General features: G+C 54.4%; 23 protein-coding genes. All 23 read right to left on the bottom strand.

Annotation, left to right across the window (positions count from 1 at the left end; genetic code table 11):
* Nucleotides 1–2,705: hypothetical protein (locus KI809_RS18600; RefSeq protein WP_214173106.1), on the bottom strand; the 2,705-nt coding region annotated here is incomplete at its 3' end.
* On the bottom strand, nt 2,705–2,911 hold the full coding sequence (locus KI809_RS18605) for a hypothetical protein (RefSeq protein ID WP_214173107.1): 207 nt from the start codon (nt 2,909–2,911) through the stop codon (nt 2,705–2,707). The genes KI809_RS18605 and KI809_RS18600, both read right to left, overlap by 1 nt.
* Nucleotides 2,908–3,264 carry a phage tail assembly chaperone gene (locus tag KI809_RS21050; RefSeq protein ID WP_435052264.1) on the bottom strand — a complete coding sequence of 119 codons (357 nt, stop codon included), beginning with the start codon at nt 3,262–3,264 and terminating at the stop codon, nt 2,908–2,910. Before KI809_RS21050 ends, KI809_RS18605 begins: the two co-directional genes overlap by 4 nt.
* A complete protein-coding gene (locus tag KI809_RS18610; RefSeq protein WP_214173108.1) occupies nt 3,204–3,722 on the bottom strand; it encodes a hypothetical protein in 519 nt (172 codons plus the stop codon). The genes KI809_RS21050 and KI809_RS18610 overlap by 61 nt, the downstream gene beginning before the upstream one ends.
* 104 nt (nt 3,723–3,826) lie before the next feature.
* Nucleotides 3,827–5,080: a phage tail tube protein gene (locus tag KI809_RS18615; protein ID WP_214173109.1), complete on the bottom strand. Its 1,254-nt coding sequence runs from the start codon at nt 5,078–5,080 to the stop codon at nt 3,827–3,829.
* A 15-nt stretch (nt 5,081–5,095) separates the two neighbouring features.
* Complete coding sequence (locus KI809_RS18620; protein ID WP_214173110.1) at nt 5,096–5,503, bottom strand: hypothetical protein; 408 nt, start codon at nt 5,501–5,503, stop codon at nt 5,096–5,098.
* 11 nt (nt 5,504–5,514) lie between these two features.
* A complete protein-coding gene (locus KI809_RS18625) occupies nt 5,515–5,955 on the bottom strand; it encodes a gp436 family protein (RefSeq protein WP_214173111.1) in 441 nt (146 codons plus the stop codon).
* Between the two features lie 3 nt (nt 5,956–5,958).
* Nucleotides 5,959–6,369 carry a hypothetical protein gene (locus tag KI809_RS18630; protein WP_214173112.1) on the bottom strand — a complete coding sequence of 137 codons (411 nt, stop codon included), beginning with the start codon at nt 6,367–6,369 and terminating at the stop codon, nt 5,959–5,961.
* Nucleotides 6,370–6,431: 62 nt separating this feature from the next.
* On the bottom strand, nt 6,432–6,878 hold the full coding sequence (locus KI809_RS18635; protein WP_214173113.1) for a hypothetical protein: 447 nt from the start codon (nt 6,876–6,878) through the stop codon (nt 6,432–6,434).
* Nucleotides 6,879–6,893: 15 nt separating this feature from the next.
* Nucleotides 6,894–8,015, bottom strand: coding sequence for a major capsid protein (locus KI809_RS18640; RefSeq protein WP_214173114.1), 1,122 nt, complete (start codon nt 8,013–8,015; stop codon nt 6,894–6,896).
* 34 nt (nt 8,016–8,049) lie between these two features.
* Nucleotides 8,050–8,382, bottom strand: coding sequence for a head decoration protein (locus KI809_RS18645; protein WP_214173115.1), 333 nt, complete (start codon nt 8,380–8,382; stop codon nt 8,050–8,052).
* Nucleotides 8,383–8,420: 38 nt separating this feature from the next.
* Entirely contained in the window at nt 8,421–9,296 is an 876-nt protein-coding gene (locus KI809_RS18650) for a hypothetical protein (protein ID WP_214173116.1), read from the bottom strand.
* A 208-nt stretch (nt 9,297–9,504) separates the two neighbouring features.
* Nucleotides 9,505–10,080 carry a phage virion morphogenesis protein gene (locus KI809_RS18655; protein ID WP_214173117.1) on the bottom strand — a complete coding sequence of 192 codons (576 nt, stop codon included), beginning with the start codon at nt 10,078–10,080 and terminating at the stop codon, nt 9,505–9,507.
* The gene (locus tag KI809_RS18660; protein ID WP_214173118.1) at nt 10,068–10,898 is read right to left on the bottom strand and encodes a phage head morphogenesis protein; all 831 of its coding nucleotides are present in this window, start codon (nt 10,896–10,898) and stop codon (nt 10,068–10,070) included. Before KI809_RS18660 ends, KI809_RS18655 begins: the two co-directional genes overlap by 13 nt.
* Nucleotides 10,899–12,440: a DUF935 domain-containing protein gene (locus KI809_RS18665; RefSeq protein WP_214173119.1), complete on the bottom strand. Its 1,542-nt coding sequence runs from the start codon at nt 12,438–12,440 to the stop codon at nt 10,899–10,901. It lies immediately after the preceding gene.
* Between the two features lies 1 nt (nt 12,441).
* On the bottom strand, nt 12,442–14,070 hold the full coding sequence (locus KI809_RS18670) for a terminase large subunit domain-containing protein (RefSeq protein WP_214173120.1): 1,629 nt from the start codon (nt 14,068–14,070) through the stop codon (nt 12,442–12,444).
* The gene (locus KI809_RS18675; protein ID WP_214173121.1) at nt 14,054–14,623 is read right to left on the bottom strand and encodes a DUF3486 family protein; all 570 of its coding nucleotides are present in this window, start codon (nt 14,621–14,623) and stop codon (nt 14,054–14,056) included. The genes KI809_RS18670 and KI809_RS18675 overlap by 17 nt, the downstream gene beginning before the upstream one ends.
* Before the next feature lie 2 nt (nt 14,624–14,625).
* Nucleotides 14,626–14,922, bottom strand: coding sequence for a VpaChn25_0724 family phage protein (locus tag KI809_RS18680; protein ID WP_214173122.1), 297 nt, complete (start codon nt 14,920–14,922; stop codon nt 14,626–14,628).
* Nucleotides 14,922–15,326 carry a hypothetical protein gene (locus KI809_RS18685; RefSeq protein WP_214173123.1) on the bottom strand — a complete coding sequence of 135 codons (405 nt, stop codon included), beginning with the start codon at nt 15,324–15,326 and terminating at the stop codon, nt 14,922–14,924. Before KI809_RS18685 ends, KI809_RS18680 begins: the two co-directional genes overlap by 1 nt.
* Nucleotides 15,326–15,793, bottom strand: a complete 468-nt coding sequence (locus tag KI809_RS18690) for a hypothetical protein (RefSeq protein ID WP_214173124.1) — start codon at nt 15,791–15,793, stop codon at nt 15,326–15,328. The genes KI809_RS18685 and KI809_RS18690 overlap by 1 nt, the downstream gene beginning before the upstream one ends.
* Before the next feature lie 11 nt (nt 15,794–15,804).
* Nucleotides 15,805–16,425, bottom strand: coding sequence for a hypothetical protein (locus tag KI809_RS18695; protein ID WP_214173125.1), 621 nt, complete (start codon nt 16,423–16,425; stop codon nt 15,805–15,807).
* Complete coding sequence (locus KI809_RS18700; protein WP_214173126.1) at nt 16,425–18,383, bottom strand: hypothetical protein; 1,959 nt, start codon at nt 18,381–18,383, stop codon at nt 16,425–16,427. Before KI809_RS18700 ends, KI809_RS18695 begins: the two co-directional genes overlap by 1 nt.
* Nucleotides 18,356–19,081 (bottom strand): hypothetical protein, encoded by a 726-nt coding sequence (locus KI809_RS18705; RefSeq protein WP_214173127.1) that lies wholly within the window; start codon nt 19,079–19,081, stop codon nt 18,356–18,358. Before KI809_RS18705 ends, KI809_RS18700 begins: the two co-directional genes overlap by 28 nt.

Below are 19,081 nucleotides of genomic sequence, written 5' to 3' on the forward strand. Positions count from 1 at the left end.
CCAATAGCCATGGAAGCGTTTTCCATACTATTGGCAATGCTCTGCAGCTGTTCATACGACAGGCCGTCACGAGTTGAAGTTGTGGGGGCCCCAATAGATCCACCAACCGAACCACCAGCACCGGCAGAACCACCAGAGAAAGATCCGGCTGATACGCCACCGACTGACCCGCCACTGCCATAACTGGTAGAAGCAATCTTGGCAACCTGCATGGCACCGATCAATCCAACTGCCACTGCCCTGCCCCATGCGGCCGGAGTCCAGCCATCCGGCCCGGCAGTCTGAGCCATGATTGACGAAGCGGTGTTCATGATGGTGGCGCCAATGGCAAACGCTTTATTGGCCTCAAAACCTTGGCGGGACGACTGGTCGATCATGTCGCCCATTTGGCTAAGAACGCCGCCATAAAATCCGAGGCTTTGTTGCCACATGCCCCATTTGGCCTGTTCTGTCTCGCTGGTCTCTGCCTCTTCCAGTGCCCGGAGCCGTTTTATTGATTCACTCAAGAGCTTGAAGCGATCTTTTTCGCTCTGGCCGTTCATACCAAGCTGAGCTTTCAGATGATCGGATAGCTCTTTGCGTTGGTCGGCGTAGTGTTTCTTGATCCCGGCCAGCTGCTGCTCATACGGGTCTTGAATAGTAGTGATGCGTATATCAGCAGTGGCCGACACCATGTCGTCCAGCGATTTGCGGAGGTTTTCAGCGCGTTCGGCATCGAGCTGCCCAAGTGCCACGATCTTGGCATGCGCCAGGGCGATAATCTTCTCGTTATTGGCGGCATACTGGTCGAGTTCATCCTGGCTGGCTTCAGCGCCTAGCATGGCGATCTCGACATTGGCCCGCCGAGCCATTTCGATCCGGTCTTCATACGACTGGCGCAGTTTGGCTTTTTCGGTATCACCGCCGGATGATTCCAGGTTGAGCATGGAAGTCTCTTTCTGAATATCAGAGGTTTTCCATACGTCCTGGTAATGCTTTTTCATGGCTTCCAGGCCGGCGGCCCGACGGCGATCCGCTTCGGCGGCATCTTCCTGTGCGCGTCTGCCAAGCTCGAGGGCTTCTTTGTATTGCTGCTGAATTGTTATATTTTCGACGATCTGACCACGCAAACCGTTCAGTTCCCTGGCATGGGCCGGGTACTTGCGGATTACGTCATCAAAGCGATTATTTACCTTGTTGATCTCCTGGCTGAACTTATCAATGAACGGGGTTGAGTTATCGACTTCCGTCTGGAGATCTGCCAGGGTCTTACGCCATTCATTAATCTTTTTCTGTGCTTCATCTTTACCCGGGTTGGGATCGTATGCCGGAGGTTTACCAGGGGTATTCCCCTGCTCTTGTGCAATCCAGACCGCCTTGGCAGTTTCATAGTATTTCTGCTCATAGCGCTTGTTCCATTCCTTCATTTTTTCAGTGCCGGCAGCCAGAGAATCACCAAATTGACCTATAGTTAGAAACCGGGTCGTAATCTCTCCAACTTGCAGTGCTACGGCACCCAGAGCAGTCATAGTGCCGCCAAGCTTGTCAATATCCATGCTAACCAGACGTATTTCGCGAACAATGACCGCCATTATGTCGCGGAATGTTTCTATCCCTGCAAGGAACTCAGGGTTCCATTTGATTGTTTTGGTTTTTTCATCGATAGAGACCAATTGACCGGTGATCTGTACCAGCTCATATTTCACCGCTTCAAATATGGGCTGGAACGCCATCCCTCCAGCCTGGCCAACTATATCCGAGGTATTACTCCAGAGCCCTGCCCAGGTTTTCTGTGATTCCAGACCTGCTACTTTGTAGGCATCAAGTTTCTGCATCAGGAAATCAAACAGCGCCTGGGCATTCCCTTCATATTGGGCAATATCTTCATTGCGGAGTCCAAGGACCGTGGCGATCCTGGAGTTGCGTGGGTTAATATTACCGGTCAAGATGGAGCGCGTTTCCTCACCCATTTGCTCAAACGGTAATCCGATAGCGCCGGCGGCTTGCACCATCGCTAAGGTAAAATCCATGACCTGCTGTTTATTGAATCCTTTTGCCATTGCTACCGGCAAGGTTTCCTGGTAAGCCCGAACCAACTGATCAAGGGTTGCAATGGTCTGCATGTTTGCAACTTTCAGTTGTTCAATAATCTGCGCTGAATCAGCTTGTGCCGCCTTTAACGCAGATTGCCCCTGCAGCGCCTTGCCGGTTGTTTCATCAATATATTTACCGCCAGTCATGAAAGAAGTAGCGATCCCCAGGGTTGCAGTCTCCAGTTGCCCCAGATACTTCATCGATGCGCCGCCGGTAAAAGCAAACGCAGCAACAAGAACCCCGATCGCCATGGCTATATTCATAATTCGCATCTGAATATCCCACAGCCCTTTCTCGAAACCGGACATGCCACCCTGGGCACGTTTGCTGGCTTCGGCCATGCGGGACATGTTGTTTTCATGGGAGGCGGCCATCCGGCCCGACGCCATGGTTATGTCGCCAATGACAACCGAGACGTTGCCCATGCCGGAGGTCATACGGCCAGTGGCGGCAGCCATGCGACCGGAAGCCCCTTCCATCTCCTGGGCCATCCTGCCGGTGGCTGCCCCCATCTTATTGGTGGTCTGGGCGGTGCGATCGACGGCAGCATCAACTTGCTGGAGACCGTTGACGACAACCCGCTCGCCATCGATCTCCATAATCAGTTTTAATTTTGCCGATTCATTGCCCATTAAAAGTGCTCTTCTTCAGGGAGATCTATATCTACATCCCCTTCAAGTTCCACTGATACGTCAATTAACTCTAATTTAACGGTTGCAAGCTTGTCGTTGGCTTGGAGTTCCCAAGAAGCAGCTATGACGTTTTTCATTGGATTACCGGATTCATCCAGTATCCTTGTGCCCATCGGGGTGCCGTCGCTGATGATCTTGATTTTCATGGAGTTCCCGTTTCCTTCTCGGCCTTCTCGGCCTGCCAGGCAAAATACTCTGCATCGAGCATCTTGATTTGGGTTACTTCCCAGGGAGTCGGCCGGTTGCCGGTGAGGCGGGACCATGCCTCTATTTCCTGGTATGTGATCGGGGCGGGGCCGAAGCCGCCGCCCCTGGTTGCACTCAGCTCCTGGAACCATGTCCAGATGTGCTCAACTATAAATGGCAGCTCTGGTTTATCAGGGAGCAGCCGCTTACCGCGACTGCGCTTCTCCAGCGCCTCCAGTTCTTCAGCCGCCGTTACTCCGTTTTTTCCTGGAGTTTCGTATCTGAATTTATACGCGGCGAACTCTCTGAGGATTTCCGCGCAGGCGGCAAAAAATTGGTCACATTATCCATGCCCTGCTGCACCTGCTGCCGCAGCCAGAAAAAGCCACGGTTTGAGATGATCTTCTTGAAGTTATTTTTAGTAGCTTCCAGTTCCTCCCCTTTCTTCAGCTCAATGGTTGGCTTAAAAGCCGGATCCTGACCATCTTTGCCAGGCACCACCTCTTTCCATGAAACAAAACAGGCCGCCATTTTCTCTACCAGGGCAGCTTGACTCTGGTCATAATCCATCCCGGCCGTAAAGTCTCGGGTCCGCTTGGCCTTTTCTTTCTGGCGGTTGGTGATTTTACGTTCCGCCTCGATATATTCTTCTGAATCGGATCCAAGCATCCGGATGAAAATGCCAAGAGATTCGCCAGAACCGGGGTGGAAGATTTCGATATCGATACCCTGATCTGCAGTTTCTGCTGTACACAAGTCATCTAAAGCCATTTCAAGTCTCCTTAAAGTGTGGTTAGCCGATAAAATCGGCGGCAAGGGGGCTGGCCAGGCCCCCGGCCTCCAACAGGAGCGAACCGGAGGCCCCGCCATGCAAATCAGATTACGTTGCCGGGTAGCTGGGTACATTTGACGATGATCTTGAAGGCAGTCGCATCGGCGTTGTCGGTATAATCGCCGACAAAGTCGTAAGTGGCGGTTACGCCGCCCGGACCGGGTACGCCCGGCGCTTTCGGGGTGAAGATCAATTCAGGGGTAACGACCTGGATTGCTTCGTTGCCGGCAGTGCCATCGCCGGAACCTTTTTTAAAGGCGGCATCCAGTGAGGATTCAGTGGAGTTCTTGGCCTTCTCGTAAAGGGTCGTGTCGGTGAATATGGTGGTAACGCTGCCGGTGATCTGGTAGACGCCGGGATTGATCCCGCCACGGACTCCGCCGCCACCAACAACAAAGGTGTCGCCGTCCAGGGCGTTATCGAGATTGAAAGAGAGGTTCTTGATCAGGGCAATGGCGTCGCCCCCCTCTTTCATATCAGCGGCAGCCAGCATGGAACCGTCGAACGAGATCTTGGTGTTGTCGATCGGAGAGCCGGTATCAAAACTGGCAGCGCCGACTGTTTCCGTTGCCCCCATCCAGTCCGACGAGACCGCAACCACACCGGTCGGGTTGATGGTCATGCCGAACTTGGAGTTGGTCAGGCCGGTGTATTTGAAGTATTTGCCGATATCGGGGTAGCCGACCTCGGTAATATATGAGGGGAGTTTGCCGCCGGCCTTGTAGGTGTAGGTAAATACTCCGGCCGTGCATTTTTTGATGGTCGTGACGGTAATGGTGCTGGAACCGCCCATGGGCACCTTGATCTTGAATGCGGTGGTCGATGTGACATCAATGACCGGATAATAGAAGGTGCCGTTACAGACCGTTGGGGCTGTAGCCACCATCTCGATCGTATCGCCAATCACCAGGGAATGGGCAGCGCCACAGGTAACGGTGACGATCTGGTTGACCCAGTCATAGGCAAATGTGGGCGTGGTCAATGCGGCGCCGACGGTGGGAGCTGATGCGGTTATGCTGACGCTCCCCAGGGCCGCATAAAGCAGGGACATGGTTGCCTGCAGCTCGGTCGGGATGCTGCCGCCGACATCGGTAGTGCCGGCAGTGCCGCGGGTCGGATGCCTGGACGCCCCCCGGATGATCTTGGACTGCTCCAGGCCGCGGCTGTATGCCAGCGAGGCGGTTTCAAAATAGACCTTCTTTGATTTGCCGGCAAAAGCGCCGGTCGGGGCCGTATTGAATGCCGGCTCCATCAACATGAGTAACTGGGCCAAGGACCCTTGTGCTTGTGGTGACATCGTGGATCTCCTCTATTAAGGGTTATATTCCTGGGTGAGATACATACCGTAGCTGGCGACGCCATTCTGCACGCCGACCAGTTGGGCTTCGTCGGGCTGGATGTAGCCGTATCCGGTATTGAGCCGGAACAGCTTGATAGCGGTGGCCTCGATCAACGCCAGGCTTTCGACTGCCCCGTCTGATTTCGACCGCAGGTTTTTACTCATAATGATTAATGACCAGATAATTCCGGCCGGGGCGGTAGTGCAGCCGATTACATTCGGCTCACTGAAACCGCATTTGCTCAGGATCAGGTGCGCCGAAGGCAGCGTCTGCGGTTTATTGATCAACGATTCAACGTCGCCTTCCCAGATGTCGACAGTCTTGTACTCCGGCATTTCTTTAAGGGCAGTGATTAAGGTTGTCAGGCTTTCGGAGAGCATTTAATGTCCTTTTAATACCGGCTTAAATCTTCTTCAGTGAACAATCTGGTCGGGGCATTCATGAGCATGCCATCGTTTGCGGTTGCAGTTTCAGGAGACTGCACACCAGCAGCACCTAGCTTGATTTCACCCTTCTGGATGGAACCAAGAATTTTTAGGGCAACTGCGTGTTTGTCGTTGACTGTCTTAGGGGTTTCAAACTCCGACCTGCGGCCATAGAGGTTATAAGCCGAGATATCAACCGACAGAGTTTTGATCATGCCAGGCACAGTCGCCAGGGGGAGTTCATACCTCCCCCTGAGATAGCCGTCGATCACCTCGTCGGCATCGGCAATAATCCCGTCGACCACAGCGGTATCGATCTGTTCCAGAGCCTGGTCATCGGTTAACATGATCAGGGTCTGCTCGGGGATCCGCTTGCTCTTGATGTCGTCGACCGTGCAGTAAGGCATGGTTTATTGCCGCCTGGTGCAACTGGTCAGAGAGCGGCTAGCAGCGGAATATACCTTTTGCTTGGCCTTACCATAGGTGCTGCCCTGCGGGTTTGTGAATTCAAAGTCCGGCCCGCTGGCAACCTGGGTGCCATCCAGTTCCCATTTGACCGGTTCTGCTACGCCTGCAGCGGTGACCACCTCTGCACTGTAACCGAGATACCCATTGACTGAGCTGTGTTGCCCCTGGATATACCCCTTAGTTATCGCCTGCGTATTACATCCGGATGCAGCCTTGGCAGGTGCAAGGGCTTTCAGGTTCTGAATCGGGACGGCGGGCTTGCTCTGGTTGTCATAGAGGATCTTCTGGGTGGCAAAGGCAGAGACTGACGTCACGACCAGGAAGAGCAGTGTAAGTGAAAGCAATTTTTTCATGATTTCCTCCTGAAGATGTTGGTTTCCCGGTAGGAGCGGTTCGCGAACCGCCCCTACGGTTATTATTCTGGCGGAGTCAGTTCGGCGCGACGCTGTTCGATGGCTGCGATAACTGCCGAGCGCTTTTCATTGATGAGACATTTTTCAAGCGTTTCCAGATCCGGGATCCCAGCCGCAAGAATCACCGCAGTTTCTTCATCGATCTGGCTTTCGCGTTTTGCAATGGCATCAAGTACGCCTTTGCGCTCTTCCCCGTTCTTAAACTGCTGCAGCTCAGTAAGAGAACCGGCAGCCATGACCAGCTTGACGGTTTCAGCTACGTTAAGCTGAGGAGATGAAGGCGCTCCATTGTCAGTTAAAGATGTTTTCCCGGTAGCGGCTTTAACTACTTGCAGCCCGATCAGCCTGTTTGCCTCTTTGTCGTCCAGGTCAAACTGTTCCCCTGGAAAGAACGGTTCTTTACGGAGCTTGGTATCTACGTGGTAGCCTGGGTTGACTTCAACTCTCATAGATCAAGTTCCCCCTTAACAAACTGTCGCGTAGATGACGCACTCAGGCTGGAATAAAACTGGGAGCGGCCGGGATTCAACCTTGATCCACTTGCCGGAAGGATCTTTTTCATCCCAAGCTTTAGAGAAGAAGATGTTTGGCTCTTTACCGGAACCGACACCGGCCTCATCATCGAGATCAACTACCGGGGCGTAAAGTTCGGCAGCAGTATCGGCACCAATACCAACCAGGATGAAAGCATTGGCAGGGACCATTTCCTGGATATTGCCATCGGCATCTCGATATGTGCCGAAGTACTCGTCGATCTGAGTGCCGGCCAGGAAGGCAATGCGGCCTTCTTCGGCGATCTGTTTGCCTGCTGCCCACTTGAGCTTATCTCCCACCGCCTCGTTGCCGATCAAAGCGTCCATGGCGTCGGAGCCGCAGATAGCGACAAACTTGTCAACAGCAACTCTTTGGCTGATGTACTTTTTCCAGGCCCTGATATTGACGATGGGGTCGGTGCCACCTTCAGACCATTTCGAGCCGGCGGCAAGAACTGGCTTCTGAGCGGCCGGGAAGTTGTAGTCAACAATGACGGTGCCACTTTCATCAACTACCTGTCCGGAGAGACACTTTACCGCCATGAACTCGCGGGTACGGTCAACGTCACCACGCATATCAAACTGTTCATCTGCGACTTTTTCCTTCATCAGCTCCACGCCCTGTTCACCGGCTTTACGGGCGGCATCAAGTTTATCGGCGCCAATAAAGCGTTTTTCGGAAAAGCGCGGTGCTTCACAAGTGACGGTTTTGCGCTTAACGCCGTTGGTGACCTGAGCAGCATCAGTGACGCGGAGGTTTTTCAGTACCCGCTCGTTGGATGCCTTGATATCCCAGGCAAACATGCTGGAGAGCTGCCCCTTTTTGCGGCCAAAGACCAGGTCCAGAGCGCGGGTGGTAAATGGCCGCATCTTGTTGATGGCTATAACCAGGACGCGGGTTTTGAATATCTGGTCCATGGAAACGATGCCGGCGAAAAGAAGCGGCGCACCGGTTACTGTGTCCGGAACCCCGGCCATAGATGCGACCGGACAGACGATAATTGCCAGGAGCACAAGTCCCAGCCAGGTGAACATCGTGGAAAATCTCGGCATAATAATTACCTCCAGTAAAATTGTTGAATGGTGATTAAAGGAAATAGATTCCTTTTGCTTCCAGAGCGTCTTCTGCGGTTTCAGTCAGGCCGGTCATGTTGGCTTTGACATAAGCGCCGCCGCCAAGGCCGATTACTGCCTGAACATCAGCACTGCCTGCCGCAGCATCTTCAAGCAGCACAGCAACCGGAGTGCGGGAACCATCATCGGCATCAGCGGCCAAGGACCGCTTGAATTTGCGCCCCACGGTTATCCGGCCCATAATAGTGCCAGCGACGAGATCATTGCCGGCCGCGACGGTAACTGTTTTACGGACCACACCTTCCTTGGCAATAATGCCTTTTTGTAAAAGTTCGTATTCGGTCATCTTTTCTCCCCTTCTTGTTCGTAGTTGTTAACTATTGGCTACTTCTGCGGAGTCACATAAGAGGCCATCTCACTGGCCAGTTTCTCATCCTCGGCAAAATCGGCGCTTTTCTTCTCCTCCTCTTTTTCCGGTTTAACCATCTCCTTAAAGAGCGGATGCTCGCTGAAATCGGAGATGAACCCTTTAAACCAGTCAAGCGGGCTTTGCTTCTTCCCCTCGCAGAACTCATACTCTCCGGACTGTTCCTCCAGAGCGGTCATGAAATCGACAAGGCCCTTTTCCTTCCACGCCGGCAGAATCTTGCCATCTTTGATCCCAGCATCGACAAGACTGGTGATCTCTACCCGGCGCGATTTCTTCTGCTCCTCAGCAAAGTCCGCAATACTCTTGTCAGCCTGGGCCTTGAAGTCGTTGGACTGTTTTTGGAGCATTTCGTTTTGCTTCTTAGCCTCATCCAGTTCCTTCTGCAGCTGCTCTACTGTCTTCATGTGATCCTCCTGGGTTTCTTCGTTAAAGTCGTAATCTGAAAATTCTTCACCTTCACTGAACTCAATATCCTTCAACCCCTTGATGGCTGGGGGCATTGCTCCGAGAAAACCGATATGCGCCAGAGACCCGTCAGGGTTTACCCGGATTGAACGCTTCTTGAAAAGTCCGCTCTTTACCGCTTCCGCAAACTCGGGCACAACCTGACCCGGCAGCGCGAGCAGTTTGTCTCCAACTCGTTTGAGTTGCTGCGCCCAGCCAAATGCAGGATCATTGGTCTTTGGATGGCCGATAACCATCGGAGCCTCATGATCAGACGGGTTATACATGCTAACCATCTTGTCCAGATCAGCAGTAGTCCAGGTCCGTTCACGACCGCGGCTGTCACGGTGAGTGCCGGTTTTGAAAATTTCTATCCAGTCAGTCATAGTTCCCCCCTGTTGTCCGGTGCAGTGGCACCGTACAACAGGGGACCGGTCGATGTACGTTGAACCTCTTCAAAAACTCAGTTCAACCTCAAGATGGAACCGCGTTAAAACATTCTTTAAATTTTATTGAGCTGGCTTAAAAAGATTTTTACAGGGGGTAGTCAGGGGGCGGGGTGAGTTCGGCGCTTAAAATCAAAATTTGGCGTTTTCATGGTCCGACGACAAACTGCGCGGCAGCCGACTTGATGTTTTCCATGCCGGCAGGGCTGATTTTAAAGTATTCGCGCTGGGGCATATTGATTGTATAGCCGTTGTTGAAGCGGAACCGGGTGACGGTTCGTTTGTGGCTGGCCTTGGCAAACACTGCCAGGTTAGCTTTCAACCCTTCCGTGCCCTGGCGCAGCAGATTGCCTCTGGCATCGGTCCGCAGCCGGACGGTAGAGTAATGCGGGCCGCGCTTGATCTCGCCGCCGAAATTGTGAATGGCGGCGTATTCCTTGTTGGTGGAGAGCCCGGCAGCGTTGGCCGTGACAAACTGCTGGATAGAGTTGACCAGCTGCGCCGACTTGATCAGGGTCTGGCCGCCGCTCTTCTTGACCCGTTTCGATTCCGGCCACTTGGGATCCCGGCCGCCGGCCTCAAAATTCTGCTGGACCTCATCGTCCATAATCCCGGCGATCTGTCGCAGCAACGGCTGCGGATTTGCGCCGCGGGTAATCATGGCGTGCAGCCGTTGCCGCAGGGCTGCATCGCCCTGGAGTTGGACCTTGCTTATCGCGGCCATAGCGCCCTCACGTCGGCATCGTACCTGGTCAGATCCGGCTGCCACTTGGCCATGCCTGGGTTACTGCTCCAGCCGAGATCCGGGGAGATGGCAAACGACCGGCCAAGGGCATCGGCCCCGCGATATACCGCAACGGTGCCCATTTCGCCGCCGCTGTGCGAGATCTCTATTTGCTTGCTGCCCAGGCCATCCTCGGCAACCCATACCCCCTGCCCGTCTTTGACCATGGCCGTTGCCTGCTCCTGGGTAAGCGACCGGACCCGACAGCGGCAGCGCCAGCCGTTGGGCGGGTAGAAGTAGCGCCAGAACGGAGAATCGATCGGGGCAATGGTGCCGTGCAACGCCCGGTGCGCCGGACGGGTGCGGCTGTCCAGGACTGCGACATACATGAGGTATGGCCGGTCGGCCCGGTTCTCCCACTGGCTTTGCCAGCGGCCTGCCTGGTAGGCGCTCTGCAAATTGGCCTCGTAGATGGTGCGGAGGCGGTACGGGCTACCAAGCTGGGCAACCCGCAATTCGCCGGTCGCAGGATTGAGGATCTCTTCCTTGCCCCACCACCCCAGCGCCTGCAGTTTCGGCGTGAGCTGCTGCTGGAAAGTGCGGAAGCTCTCTCCTTTCTCCAGGGCCTGCACCAGGGCGGACTTGATGCTCTGCAGTACATCGAGATCCATGGCCTTGGCTACAGTGAATGCCTGGGCATGAGCGCTGTCGAGCAGCTCGTGCCAGTCAAAGGTGATTTTAAAGCCTTTGGTCTGCAGATACTCGATCGCCTTCTGCGGCGGCAGGGTGAACAGGTATGAGATGTCTATGGAGTCCATCTACTCCTCGTTATCGGCAGACAGCCGGCCGATCATGTCGGACAGGAACATCAGGTTGGCTAGATATCGCTCCAACTCTGTGCTTTTCATATCAGGGAAAGAGGCTATCAACCGTTGCATGGCTTCATCAGGGTTACCGGATTCCAGCAGCCCCTTAATCACCGGCGCCAGCACAGGCTGCATTTGACCCTGCATCCCTTCCGGAGTGGTCATATGGGTCATGGCATCAATTGCCGCCTGATCGGGAAAGGGGCTTGTCCCATGCTCTGAAAACTCCTTAACCCCTTTATCTACTGCCGGGTTGGAAGAAGCTCCCTCCAGCTCGAAATCATCTTCCTGGAAGCCATATTGCCGGACATAATAGCTCTTTTTAAACTTGACCCCGGTTTCCTTCAGAGTCTTATCCCGTTCAGCAGTCTCTTTCTTTGGGTCATCTTCTTCGTACCAAACAAACTTCGGGGTAGGAACTCCAGGAGCATTAACCAGGCCGTACAGCCAGGCAATCTCTTCCATGGTCTTTTTGACCAGGGTTTGATCTCCGTGACGGACATCCTCCAGGATGTCTTCATGCACCTGGCCCTGGGCACGGCTGCCGCCCTTGTCGCTAACCTCTGCTGTCAAGGTCTGGCACATGATAACTTTCGACATCTCGGAGTTCATTTCGTGCACCAGCCCCTGGTGAATATTGCCGTCACTCCCCCCCTTGCCGGTCTCCAGGATCTCTACAGCGCCACCCTGGGCAATAACAGCCACGGCATCGCGGACCATATTGGTCAGATTTGACAGCATTTCCTGTTTTTCGGCCAGAGTCGCACCGGGCCGATGCTTGCCGATCAGGAAAGGGATCCCGTATTTCTCTGCTAAAATTGACCAGAACTTAATGCCGCCCTTCTTGAACGCTACCGGCCAGAAGCAGCGAGACCCGAGCCGCAGACCGAAGGGATTGTCATAAGTAGGGAAATGGCGGCAGAATACAAACTTGCCGAATGGCAGCTCCAAGCCGTCCCACGAGTTTTGAATGGAGACAAAACGAGGCTCGTTATACTCGTTGAAAGAAAACCACCGGGTGGGCTTTACTTCCAGATCCTTGATTGCCAGCCGGTTATTGTCCGGAGCCGGCCGCCATTTGATTTCGACCGGAGTATTGCCATAAAACGGTGCGTCCAATAGACCGGAAACAAGATTGTAAAGATCGACGTTTTCTAAGTCTGAGTTTAAGCCGTCACTCAGTTGGGTAGCCCGGCGGGATGCCTTTGTTTCTCCCGGAGCCAATCCAGCCTCAAAGCGGTATTCTTTCTTAAGGGTGCCGAGCTTACGCTGCTGGATGACGGAAATCAGATGGCCGTCGGCAGTGAGGCTTTCCAGGATCTCGGAACCGTCGCCAAGTTTTCGGAGGATGGGATCCGGATCCGGAAGCAGCCCCATGAACCCTGACCAGTCCCACGCGGCCTGCCGGGTAGCAATATCTGTCATCAACTGCGATTCATCGGGAGTCTCGGAGAACTCGACGTATTCACTTGGCGATACCCACATTCCAGCCATTTCAGTACCCCTGTGCTGTTTTGTAACTCTCTCGGGGAGATCCGGAGAGGATTGATGTATCTTCTATCGGCGCTGATCGAGCATGAACTGCCAGCGCTTTAGCCCAAAAATGGTCAGCATGGCCAGTTGCTTCTTCCCGATCGGCGTCAAACCGGAAATTGCCGGTAGACGTTGCGACCTTTTTCACCGTGTGGAGGCTGTTACGAATCTGGGTATCAGCCGGGATCCGATCTTTACGGTCTTCTAAACTTTTACGGATGCCGGTTGCCAGCGCTTCCTTGTTTTTGGGCGTGAATGTAACCGCCTCGACCAGATTCTCGCCGAAAATCTCAACTGCCTTCTCGGCGAGGTCCATGCCGATCCCTGTTTCATCAATGCAGCATCGGCGCATCTGTGGCAGCCGCAGTAACGCGAAGAGAACCAGGCGCTGCACTCCGAACGGCTGCTTCTTGAGGTCGATGACAGCGCGGGATCGCGCCAGGTCTCCGATAAGTTCGTCAAGCCATATGATGGATAGGTCTCTTCTTCGGGCGACGTCAAAGCCGGCATACAGATCGCCAGGGAACAGGACTGAAGAAAGGATCTCCCGGCCCGCCGTGAATTCTGGAGGATTCTCATAGGACTTGAACTGCTCATGATGATCAATAGCCGCATTAACAAGCTCCTCAGCCCATAGTGGCATTGGGTCAAGCTGGATATCCTCTACTCCCTCAATAAGATCGTAGGGGAGCCAGGCTGTGGTTTCGTCGAGAAATTCGCACAGGTATTCCTGGTGCCAGGCTTCATCATCCGCCAAAGCCAGCCGAAGGTCTTCAGGCTCGATCTCTTCGCCGTTCTCGTCGACCAGCTTGAGCCCCATGGCCACGGCATCGTATATATCAACCTTGTGTTTGGACCAGCCGCCGCGCTCGCCTTTGAACTCATGCTCCAGACCGTCGAACATCTGCACGGTCTTGGCTGTCCAGAGTTCATAAAACTTGTTTTTCTTCCCCATCGGGGTGGAGATGATCCGGATCTTGTAGCCGCGGGTGACTGTGGGGAAGAGGGCTTTCCAGATGGCCCGGCTGTCCTTATGGAAGGCAAACTCGTCGAGCAGGATGTGTGCGGAATGACCACGGGCAGTTGCCGGGTTCGCAGGCAGGCCTATGATACGGGAGCCGTTGGGAAAGATGATCTCAAGCTGCTTGTACTCGGAGTCGCCTTCCTTGAAGGTTCCTTCAAGCTCGATTACTGCAAGGCCTATGGCTCGGGCATGCATGGCCGCAGTGGCCATCAATTCCTTGGATTGCCGCTCGCCTGCGGAAAGGAATACCCACTTGGTTTTATGCTCGAAACAATCGATAACTGCTTCAAGAGAGGTACTGAACGACTTGCCCCCTTGCCTGCTGACCATGCCGATCTTGAATCGGCTCTTGTCCTGGACCCAGCGGGATTGGTACAGGGTGAGAGGAATGATCGGGTCAAGGCCGGGCATTGTGGCGCATCTAGAATCTTCAGGGGTCGGGACATGTACCGGCACGGCATTCTGCTTTTCGGCGGCAAGCAGGTAATCCGGCTTAATAGCCCCCAGGGCAAAGAAAAAGACGATCGCAAACAGCGCCAAGCGCAGCGGGTTAAGATGCAAGGCCATAGATCACCTGTTTGATATAAGCGAGGGTTTCAGGCTTGATCTGCAGGGTATTTGCAGATTTCTCCACTTCGGCTGCGGCATCGGCCAGCGCAGTTTTACGGATATCGTTCTCCCTCTTGATATTGATCGTCGCCGACTGCTCCAGACGCTGGACAGCCAGGGCCAGAGCCTTGACCTGGTCAATGGTGGCGGACATATTCTCCGGATCTTCCAGGTCGACAGCCTGTAGCTTTAAAGAGAGTTCAAACGCCATTGATCGCAGCATCTCGTTGATCAGGAGGCCGGTTTGACCCTGGGGAGCTGCGCCGACGTGAGCGATATACATCTGCGCCACTTCCCGGCTTTGCCGGAGTTTTTCCCCAACCTCCTCCATCCGCTGGGCATAACGATTGACGCTGCTTTTCGTTACCCGATCGGGATAGCCTTCCTCCTCGAGAACCTTGTTGATTTTTGCCGTTGCATCCAGTTGAGTGCAACGGGGATCCTGGAGCAGCTGCTGCAACTGAGCCTTGATATCCGCCGGTAATCTGTCGATGCTCGATACCTGTGGCATGGTTATCCCCTTGGGTGCGGACGCTTGACGCCGGGCACGGTAGCGGAGCCATCGGCGATATCGACACCGCGGCCGGTAATGGTGGCCACATAGATATCGACCACAGTTTCCAGCGTAACCAGCCCCTGCTCTTCCAGCCAGGCCAGTTGGTTCTTAACTTGGTCGCGGCTGACTTTGTGGCCGAACTTGGCAAGAATCGCGTGGATGATCGACTCGTTGCAGCTGTAGCCGTTGGTTTCAGCAAGGGTGCGAAGGATGACCAGACGGATGTCCTGGGTTACAAGGTCACTGAAGCTCATCAGCTTTTCTCCTTTATGTGGTGTTCTTGTAGTAGATCCAATGTGTGGGACATCCCCTTGATTTCACCCTCGACACCGCTTACCAGCTTCACCAAGCCATCCAGCCTTTCATGAAGCCGCTCTATGCTCTTTTGATTCGGAAGGTTGCCGATGTTGATGCTCAACCCGGAATACATGTCCTTGAGCTTGTCGGTTTCAATCTTGTGCTGGCGGCAGCTTTCATCGCGGGCAACCTTGGCCGCTTTGAGATCATCCTTGGAAAGCCTTTCATTTACGGCATTCTCCAGGGTGGTAAACCGATCATTGGTGACCTTTTGTTTATTGCTCAGATAGACATAGATCCCGACGACCAGGTTGCCGCCCACCGACACCCAGAACTGCATTGCATTGTAATCAATTGCCATTAAAGGCCTCCCTTATCCTTGTTTAACTGCGGGTTTAATGCGTAGTAAAGCCCAGTTGGACTGAGCGTATGCGGCTTGATGTTTTGCGGCAGTATCCCGGCAACCTGGAGGGCAGCGGCGCAGATTTCAGAGCAGAACCATTTCTTGGGGCTCTCTTTAAAGCCAGGGAGGGCAAAGCGGATTACCCCGAACCAGTCGTAAGGGGAGCAGACTTCCTGGCAGAGAAAATCAATGACGGCATCGGGTTCGCAGTCGATGTAAATGACATCCCACTCAGCCGGATCCGGCTCGCCGTTGTGATCGCAATGGACCCCGATAGCGGCTATCGATGACGCCCACAGCAACGGGTCCGGGCCAAAAACCAGCTCACAATGGGAGTATGGTCCGGCAGAGACGGTACGGATAACCCGGTCCCAGAATCCGCGCCAGCCAGACCGCTTGCCTTTGTAGAATGCCACTCTGATCATGTGCTTTCTCCTTATAAGCCGCAGAACTGCTGAAATTGTGCAGGGGCTGCCATGATTTCCGGTATCGACTGAGATAGCGGGATAACGGCATAAGCCAGCCGAGTGTATTCGCCTTCAATGTCATAGAGCGGCGGCCCTACCCGGCGGTTCTCTTTGATGATGTAATCCGCAAATTGCGGCGCAGTCATGTTGAGGTTGGCAGCTAGACCGGTTAAATGGACCTCGGCGGTCATGCCGGCCTTGGTCAAGGATTCAGGCCGGCCAGCCTGGTATTCGACCGCTGCAAAGTAGTTCTCGGCGTAGATAGCCGAGACGCCGGGGCTCCGGGTAGCTTTGTCCAGGGCTACGGCCCGCAGCTGCTTGATCTTGTCGATAATCGCCACTTTCAGCGCCGGGCACTCAGCCAGCGCCGCTGCATCATTCAAAAGGCCTTGCGGGTCTTCCCACAGTTCGAGCCGCTTGGCCGGGTCGGCCTCGTAGATACCGGAGAGATCGCTCCAGATCAACGTGGCACCAGGCGACGGTGGAGGAATTATCGGCACGGGATTGAGCCGCTCGACTATCTTCCCTGGGCCGGGACGTTGCGTATATTTCGGGACTACTTGCTCACGGATGCGGATGGTGTAAGCCATTACGGTAACTCCTCCTGCCAGTACCAGGGCATACTTGACACCGAGTAAAAGGACTTGCTGGCACCTGGTGCGATAGTGAGTGATGACACGTTGTTGCCATTGATATCGCGGATCCAGGAGTTCGGCGCAATGTCGACAGCCACCGTTGCTGTTCCTGTTGCGCGATTGGTAATGCGGTAATTAAGGGTCGGCATATTCCAGCGCTGGGTCGGTAGCAGTACGTTACTGGTTGTGCCTGTCACATATATCTGGTGGGCGTCATAAGGTAACAGTCCGCCGGCTGTTGAATACGTCCGGTTAATTTCACCCGTCAGCGACAGCCGGATATTGCCGTCAGTAGTCGCAAATTGCGCCGGATCTATTACCGGTGCACCGGAGCCTTTATAGGCATAATTGCCGCTGGTGAAGATGCTGAGGAAATTTGTGTAATTTAGGTCGGAGACACAAACCAGCTTCCCCCAATCGCTGCCCATGCCATACGCCGCAAACTGATTACCGATCAAGTTGAGGATGTATTCGGAGTTGTTGCTAGGGGTATATTTGACAAGGCAGCCGGTATTATGCCCTGTGGTTGTACCATCTATGCGGAGCGACCCAGAGCCGCCTATGATATTGAAAATCGCCGGTGCAGCAGCAGAGGTCAGGTATTGGTAGAACAGATTACCGGAGAACTTGTTGCCCCAGCCGAACTGGATGTTGGTGAGTTTTACGACACCATCGGCGTCATGGTAGTTGTTGGTGCGGTTTCGCGACACATCCCAGAAGTTGACCTCTTCGCTGGCAACACCGGTGTGATAGAGCCAGCCGGCATGGTTTTCAGCCTCATTGTCTGTCAACTTCAGTCCGTTAATACTGAACCCGCCGGATGATGTAATGACAGGGCCTGAACCGCTGGACGGCTTATAGTGCATCATGAATTGATTGCTGTTTATCGTAGTCCCTTGGTGGGCCTTGTTTGTCGACTCTGCGATAGCGTCAAAGTACACGGGCCGCAGGGTGTCCCACGTTTTGTTGTTACTGAAAATCACGTCATTCGATGCATTCACTAGCCGGATACATGTCCCCATAAAATTGCAGAGGTTGTTTGTTAACGCTGCTGTAGACCAGCTGTTTATTTTGATTGCCGTGTAGATACCAAGTGATCCGGCTCCTCCGCCGCCAGGGTCCGCATAGTTCACACCCCGGCTCGGTTCCTCGAAAATCACGCCGTTAACCACCGGCCGGGTTAATGCCCGGTAGCCGCTATTGGTGACCTCTATCAATCCGGCTGTTGTTGAGAACGAGCCGTCCCGCGGCGTCAGTCGGCTGCTGCTGCGGTTGCCGCTAAAGGTGAATCGTAAAGATGAGATCGAGACAGGCCGCTCCAGATTATGATTAAGCCCGGACAGGAAAAATTCATAGCTGCCAAGGGCAACTGCTTTGTTGACGCCGTGCTGGATCGCGCTCCAGTCTATGCCGTAGTTGTCCAGGTCAACACTGGTCTGAATCAGATGCGTGCCGGCTAAAGTCCCGTCTGTAGTGAGATACGGCCAGCGCACCTGGGCACCCGGAACGGTATATCCTTGAGATGCCAGGCTATGCCAAGTGCCGTCGCCATAAGCGCCTTCGCGTTTCGATGTTATGGGCGCAATGGCCAGGTAATTGTCGATGGCGGCTTTATCTGCGGCGCTTTGAAAACCGGCTGTGCTGCTGGTGGCAGCGGCATGGCTGTGAACGGCCGGGGCCAATACGCCCTGGAGCCGTCCCTGAATATAGTCGCTCCACTGGCTCGGCTCGGTATAAAACTGACCAGGGGTATCGTAGAGGTCGATCGGGATGCAGACATTATCGTTAATCGCCGGCAGCGGTGTACCGCCACAGGCTCGCGTACCGATATACGGTTTTTGCGGTGGATCTTCGGCCCGCGCTACGCCTGCCAGGGCAACTATGATCAGCGCACAATTAAGCCAAAATCGCATGGTGTTGCTCCTATTACCAGCGGCTCGGTGACTACATACGGGCCGGTTACTCGTTTATAACCGCAGGCGATGGTGATGCCGCCTCCGGTGATGGTTAAGCTGCCTGTGGTTACAGTGATCGTTTCCGCTATGGTACTGGTCTGGTCGGTCGGTTGACTGTTCGGCGTGAAATCCGGCCAGCCGCCGCTGATGACCAGCGGGGTATCAATATTGCCTACAGTAAGGATCCCATTGGCGGTGCAGTCGATAGGATTTGAGGCGACTGCCGCCTTGACCGCGTTGTAGGCGGTCGGTAGATCGGCGAAATACAGATAATCGAGGCTGCCGCCCGGTGCGCGGCAGACGCCATCCTGGTAGTAACCGAGGGCCGCGATTACCGGATACGACCCGCGGTAGCGCCTGGCTGCGATATCGTCGAGCGTTACGGTGCATGGCCGTTGATTCTCGAATTGTGCGCACAACCCGCCCCAGCCGAGCAGATCGGCGTTGCTGGAGTCGCGAATGATATCGAAGGTGAGCACCTGCCCGGCTGCCGCCTCGAAAGTGCAGCGGGGCGCAGTGCTGCTGCAGGTAGTGCTGCCGGTAATGATGGCTGTGCCGGTACCGCGCTTCTCGACTGTGACTGTGATAGCGTGGGCAGAAGCTGCCAGCAGCAGCATGGTGATTGCGATAAGCCATTGATGCCCTCTGTTGCGCAA

Source organism: Geoanaerobacter pelophilus, from assembly GCF_018476885.1.
Taxonomy (GTDB): Bacteria; Desulfobacterota; Desulfuromonadia; order Geobacterales; family DSM-12255; genus Geoanaerobacter; species Geoanaerobacter pelophilus.

Coding starts and splice junctions, on each gene's coding strand:
- KI809_RS18665 (WP_214173119.1), bottom strand. CDS start 12,440: ATGGCTGGAATGTGGGTATCGCCAAGTGAATACGTCGAGTTCTCCGAG.
- KI809_RS18660 (WP_214173118.1), bottom strand. CDS start 10,898: ATGGACTCCATAGACATCTCATACCTGTTCACCCTGCCGCCGCAGAAG.
- KI809_RS18695 (WP_214173125.1), bottom strand. CDS start 16,425: ATGGCTTACACCATCCGCATCCGTGAGCAAGTAGTCCCGAAATATACG.
- KI809_RS18625 (WP_214173111.1), bottom strand. CDS start 5,955: ATGCCTTACTGCACGGTCGACGACATCAAGAGCAAGCGGATCCCCGAG.
- KI809_RS18620 (WP_214173110.1), bottom strand. CDS start 5,503: ATGCTCTCCGAAAGCCTGACAACCTTAATCACTGCCCTTAAAGAAATG.
- KI809_RS18675 (WP_214173121.1), bottom strand. CDS start 14,623: ATGCCACAGGTATCGAGCATCGACAGATTACCGGCGGATATCAAGGCT.
- KI809_RS18645 (WP_214173115.1), bottom strand. CDS start 8,382: ATGACCGAATACGAACTTTTACAAAAAGGCATTATTGCCAAGGAAGGT.
- KI809_RS18650 (WP_214173116.1), bottom strand. CDS start 9,296: ATGACTGACTGGATAGAAATTTTCAAAACCGGCACTCACCGTGACAGC.
- KI809_RS18605 (WP_214173107.1), bottom strand. CDS start 2,911: ATGAAAATCAAGATCATCAGCGACGGCACCCCGATGGGCACAAGGATA.
- KI809_RS18700 (WP_214173126.1), bottom strand. CDS start 18,383: ATGCGATTTTGGCTTAATTGTGCGCTGATCATAGTTGCCCTGGCAGGC.
- KI809_RS18690 (WP_214173124.1), bottom strand. CDS start 15,793: ATGATCAGAGTGGCATTCTACAAAGGCAAGCGGTCTGGCTGGCGCGGA.
- KI809_RS18635 (WP_214173113.1), bottom strand. CDS start 6,878: ATGAGAGTTGAAGTCAACCCAGGCTACCACGTAGATACCAAGCTCCGT.
- KI809_RS18615 (WP_214173109.1), bottom strand. CDS start 5,080: ATGTCACCACAAGCACAAGGGTCCTTGGCCCAGTTACTCATGTTGATG.
- KI809_RS18670 (WP_214173120.1), bottom strand. CDS start 14,070: ATGGCCTTGCATCTTAACCCGCTGCGCTTGGCGCTGTTTGCGATCGTC.
- KI809_RS18685 (WP_214173123.1), bottom strand. CDS start 15,326: ATGGCAATTGATTACAATGCAATGCAGTTCTGGGTGTCGGTGGGCGGC.
- KI809_RS18630 (WP_214173112.1), bottom strand. CDS start 6,369: ATGAAAAAATTGCTTTCACTTACACTGCTCTTCCTGGTCGTGACGTCA.
- KI809_RS18680 (WP_214173122.1), bottom strand. CDS start 14,922: ATGAGCTTCAGTGACCTTGTAACCCAGGACATCCGTCTGGTCATCCTT.
- KI809_RS18655 (WP_214173117.1), bottom strand. CDS start 10,080: ATGGCCGCGATAAGCAAGGTCCAACTCCAGGGCGATGCAGCCCTGCGG.
- KI809_RS18640 (WP_214173114.1), bottom strand. CDS start 8,015: ATGCCGAGATTTTCCACGATGTTCACCTGGCTGGGACTTGTGCTCCTG.
- KI809_RS18610 (WP_214173108.1), bottom strand. CDS start 3,722: ATGGCTTTAGATGACTTGTGTACAGCAGAAACTGCAGATCAGGGTATC.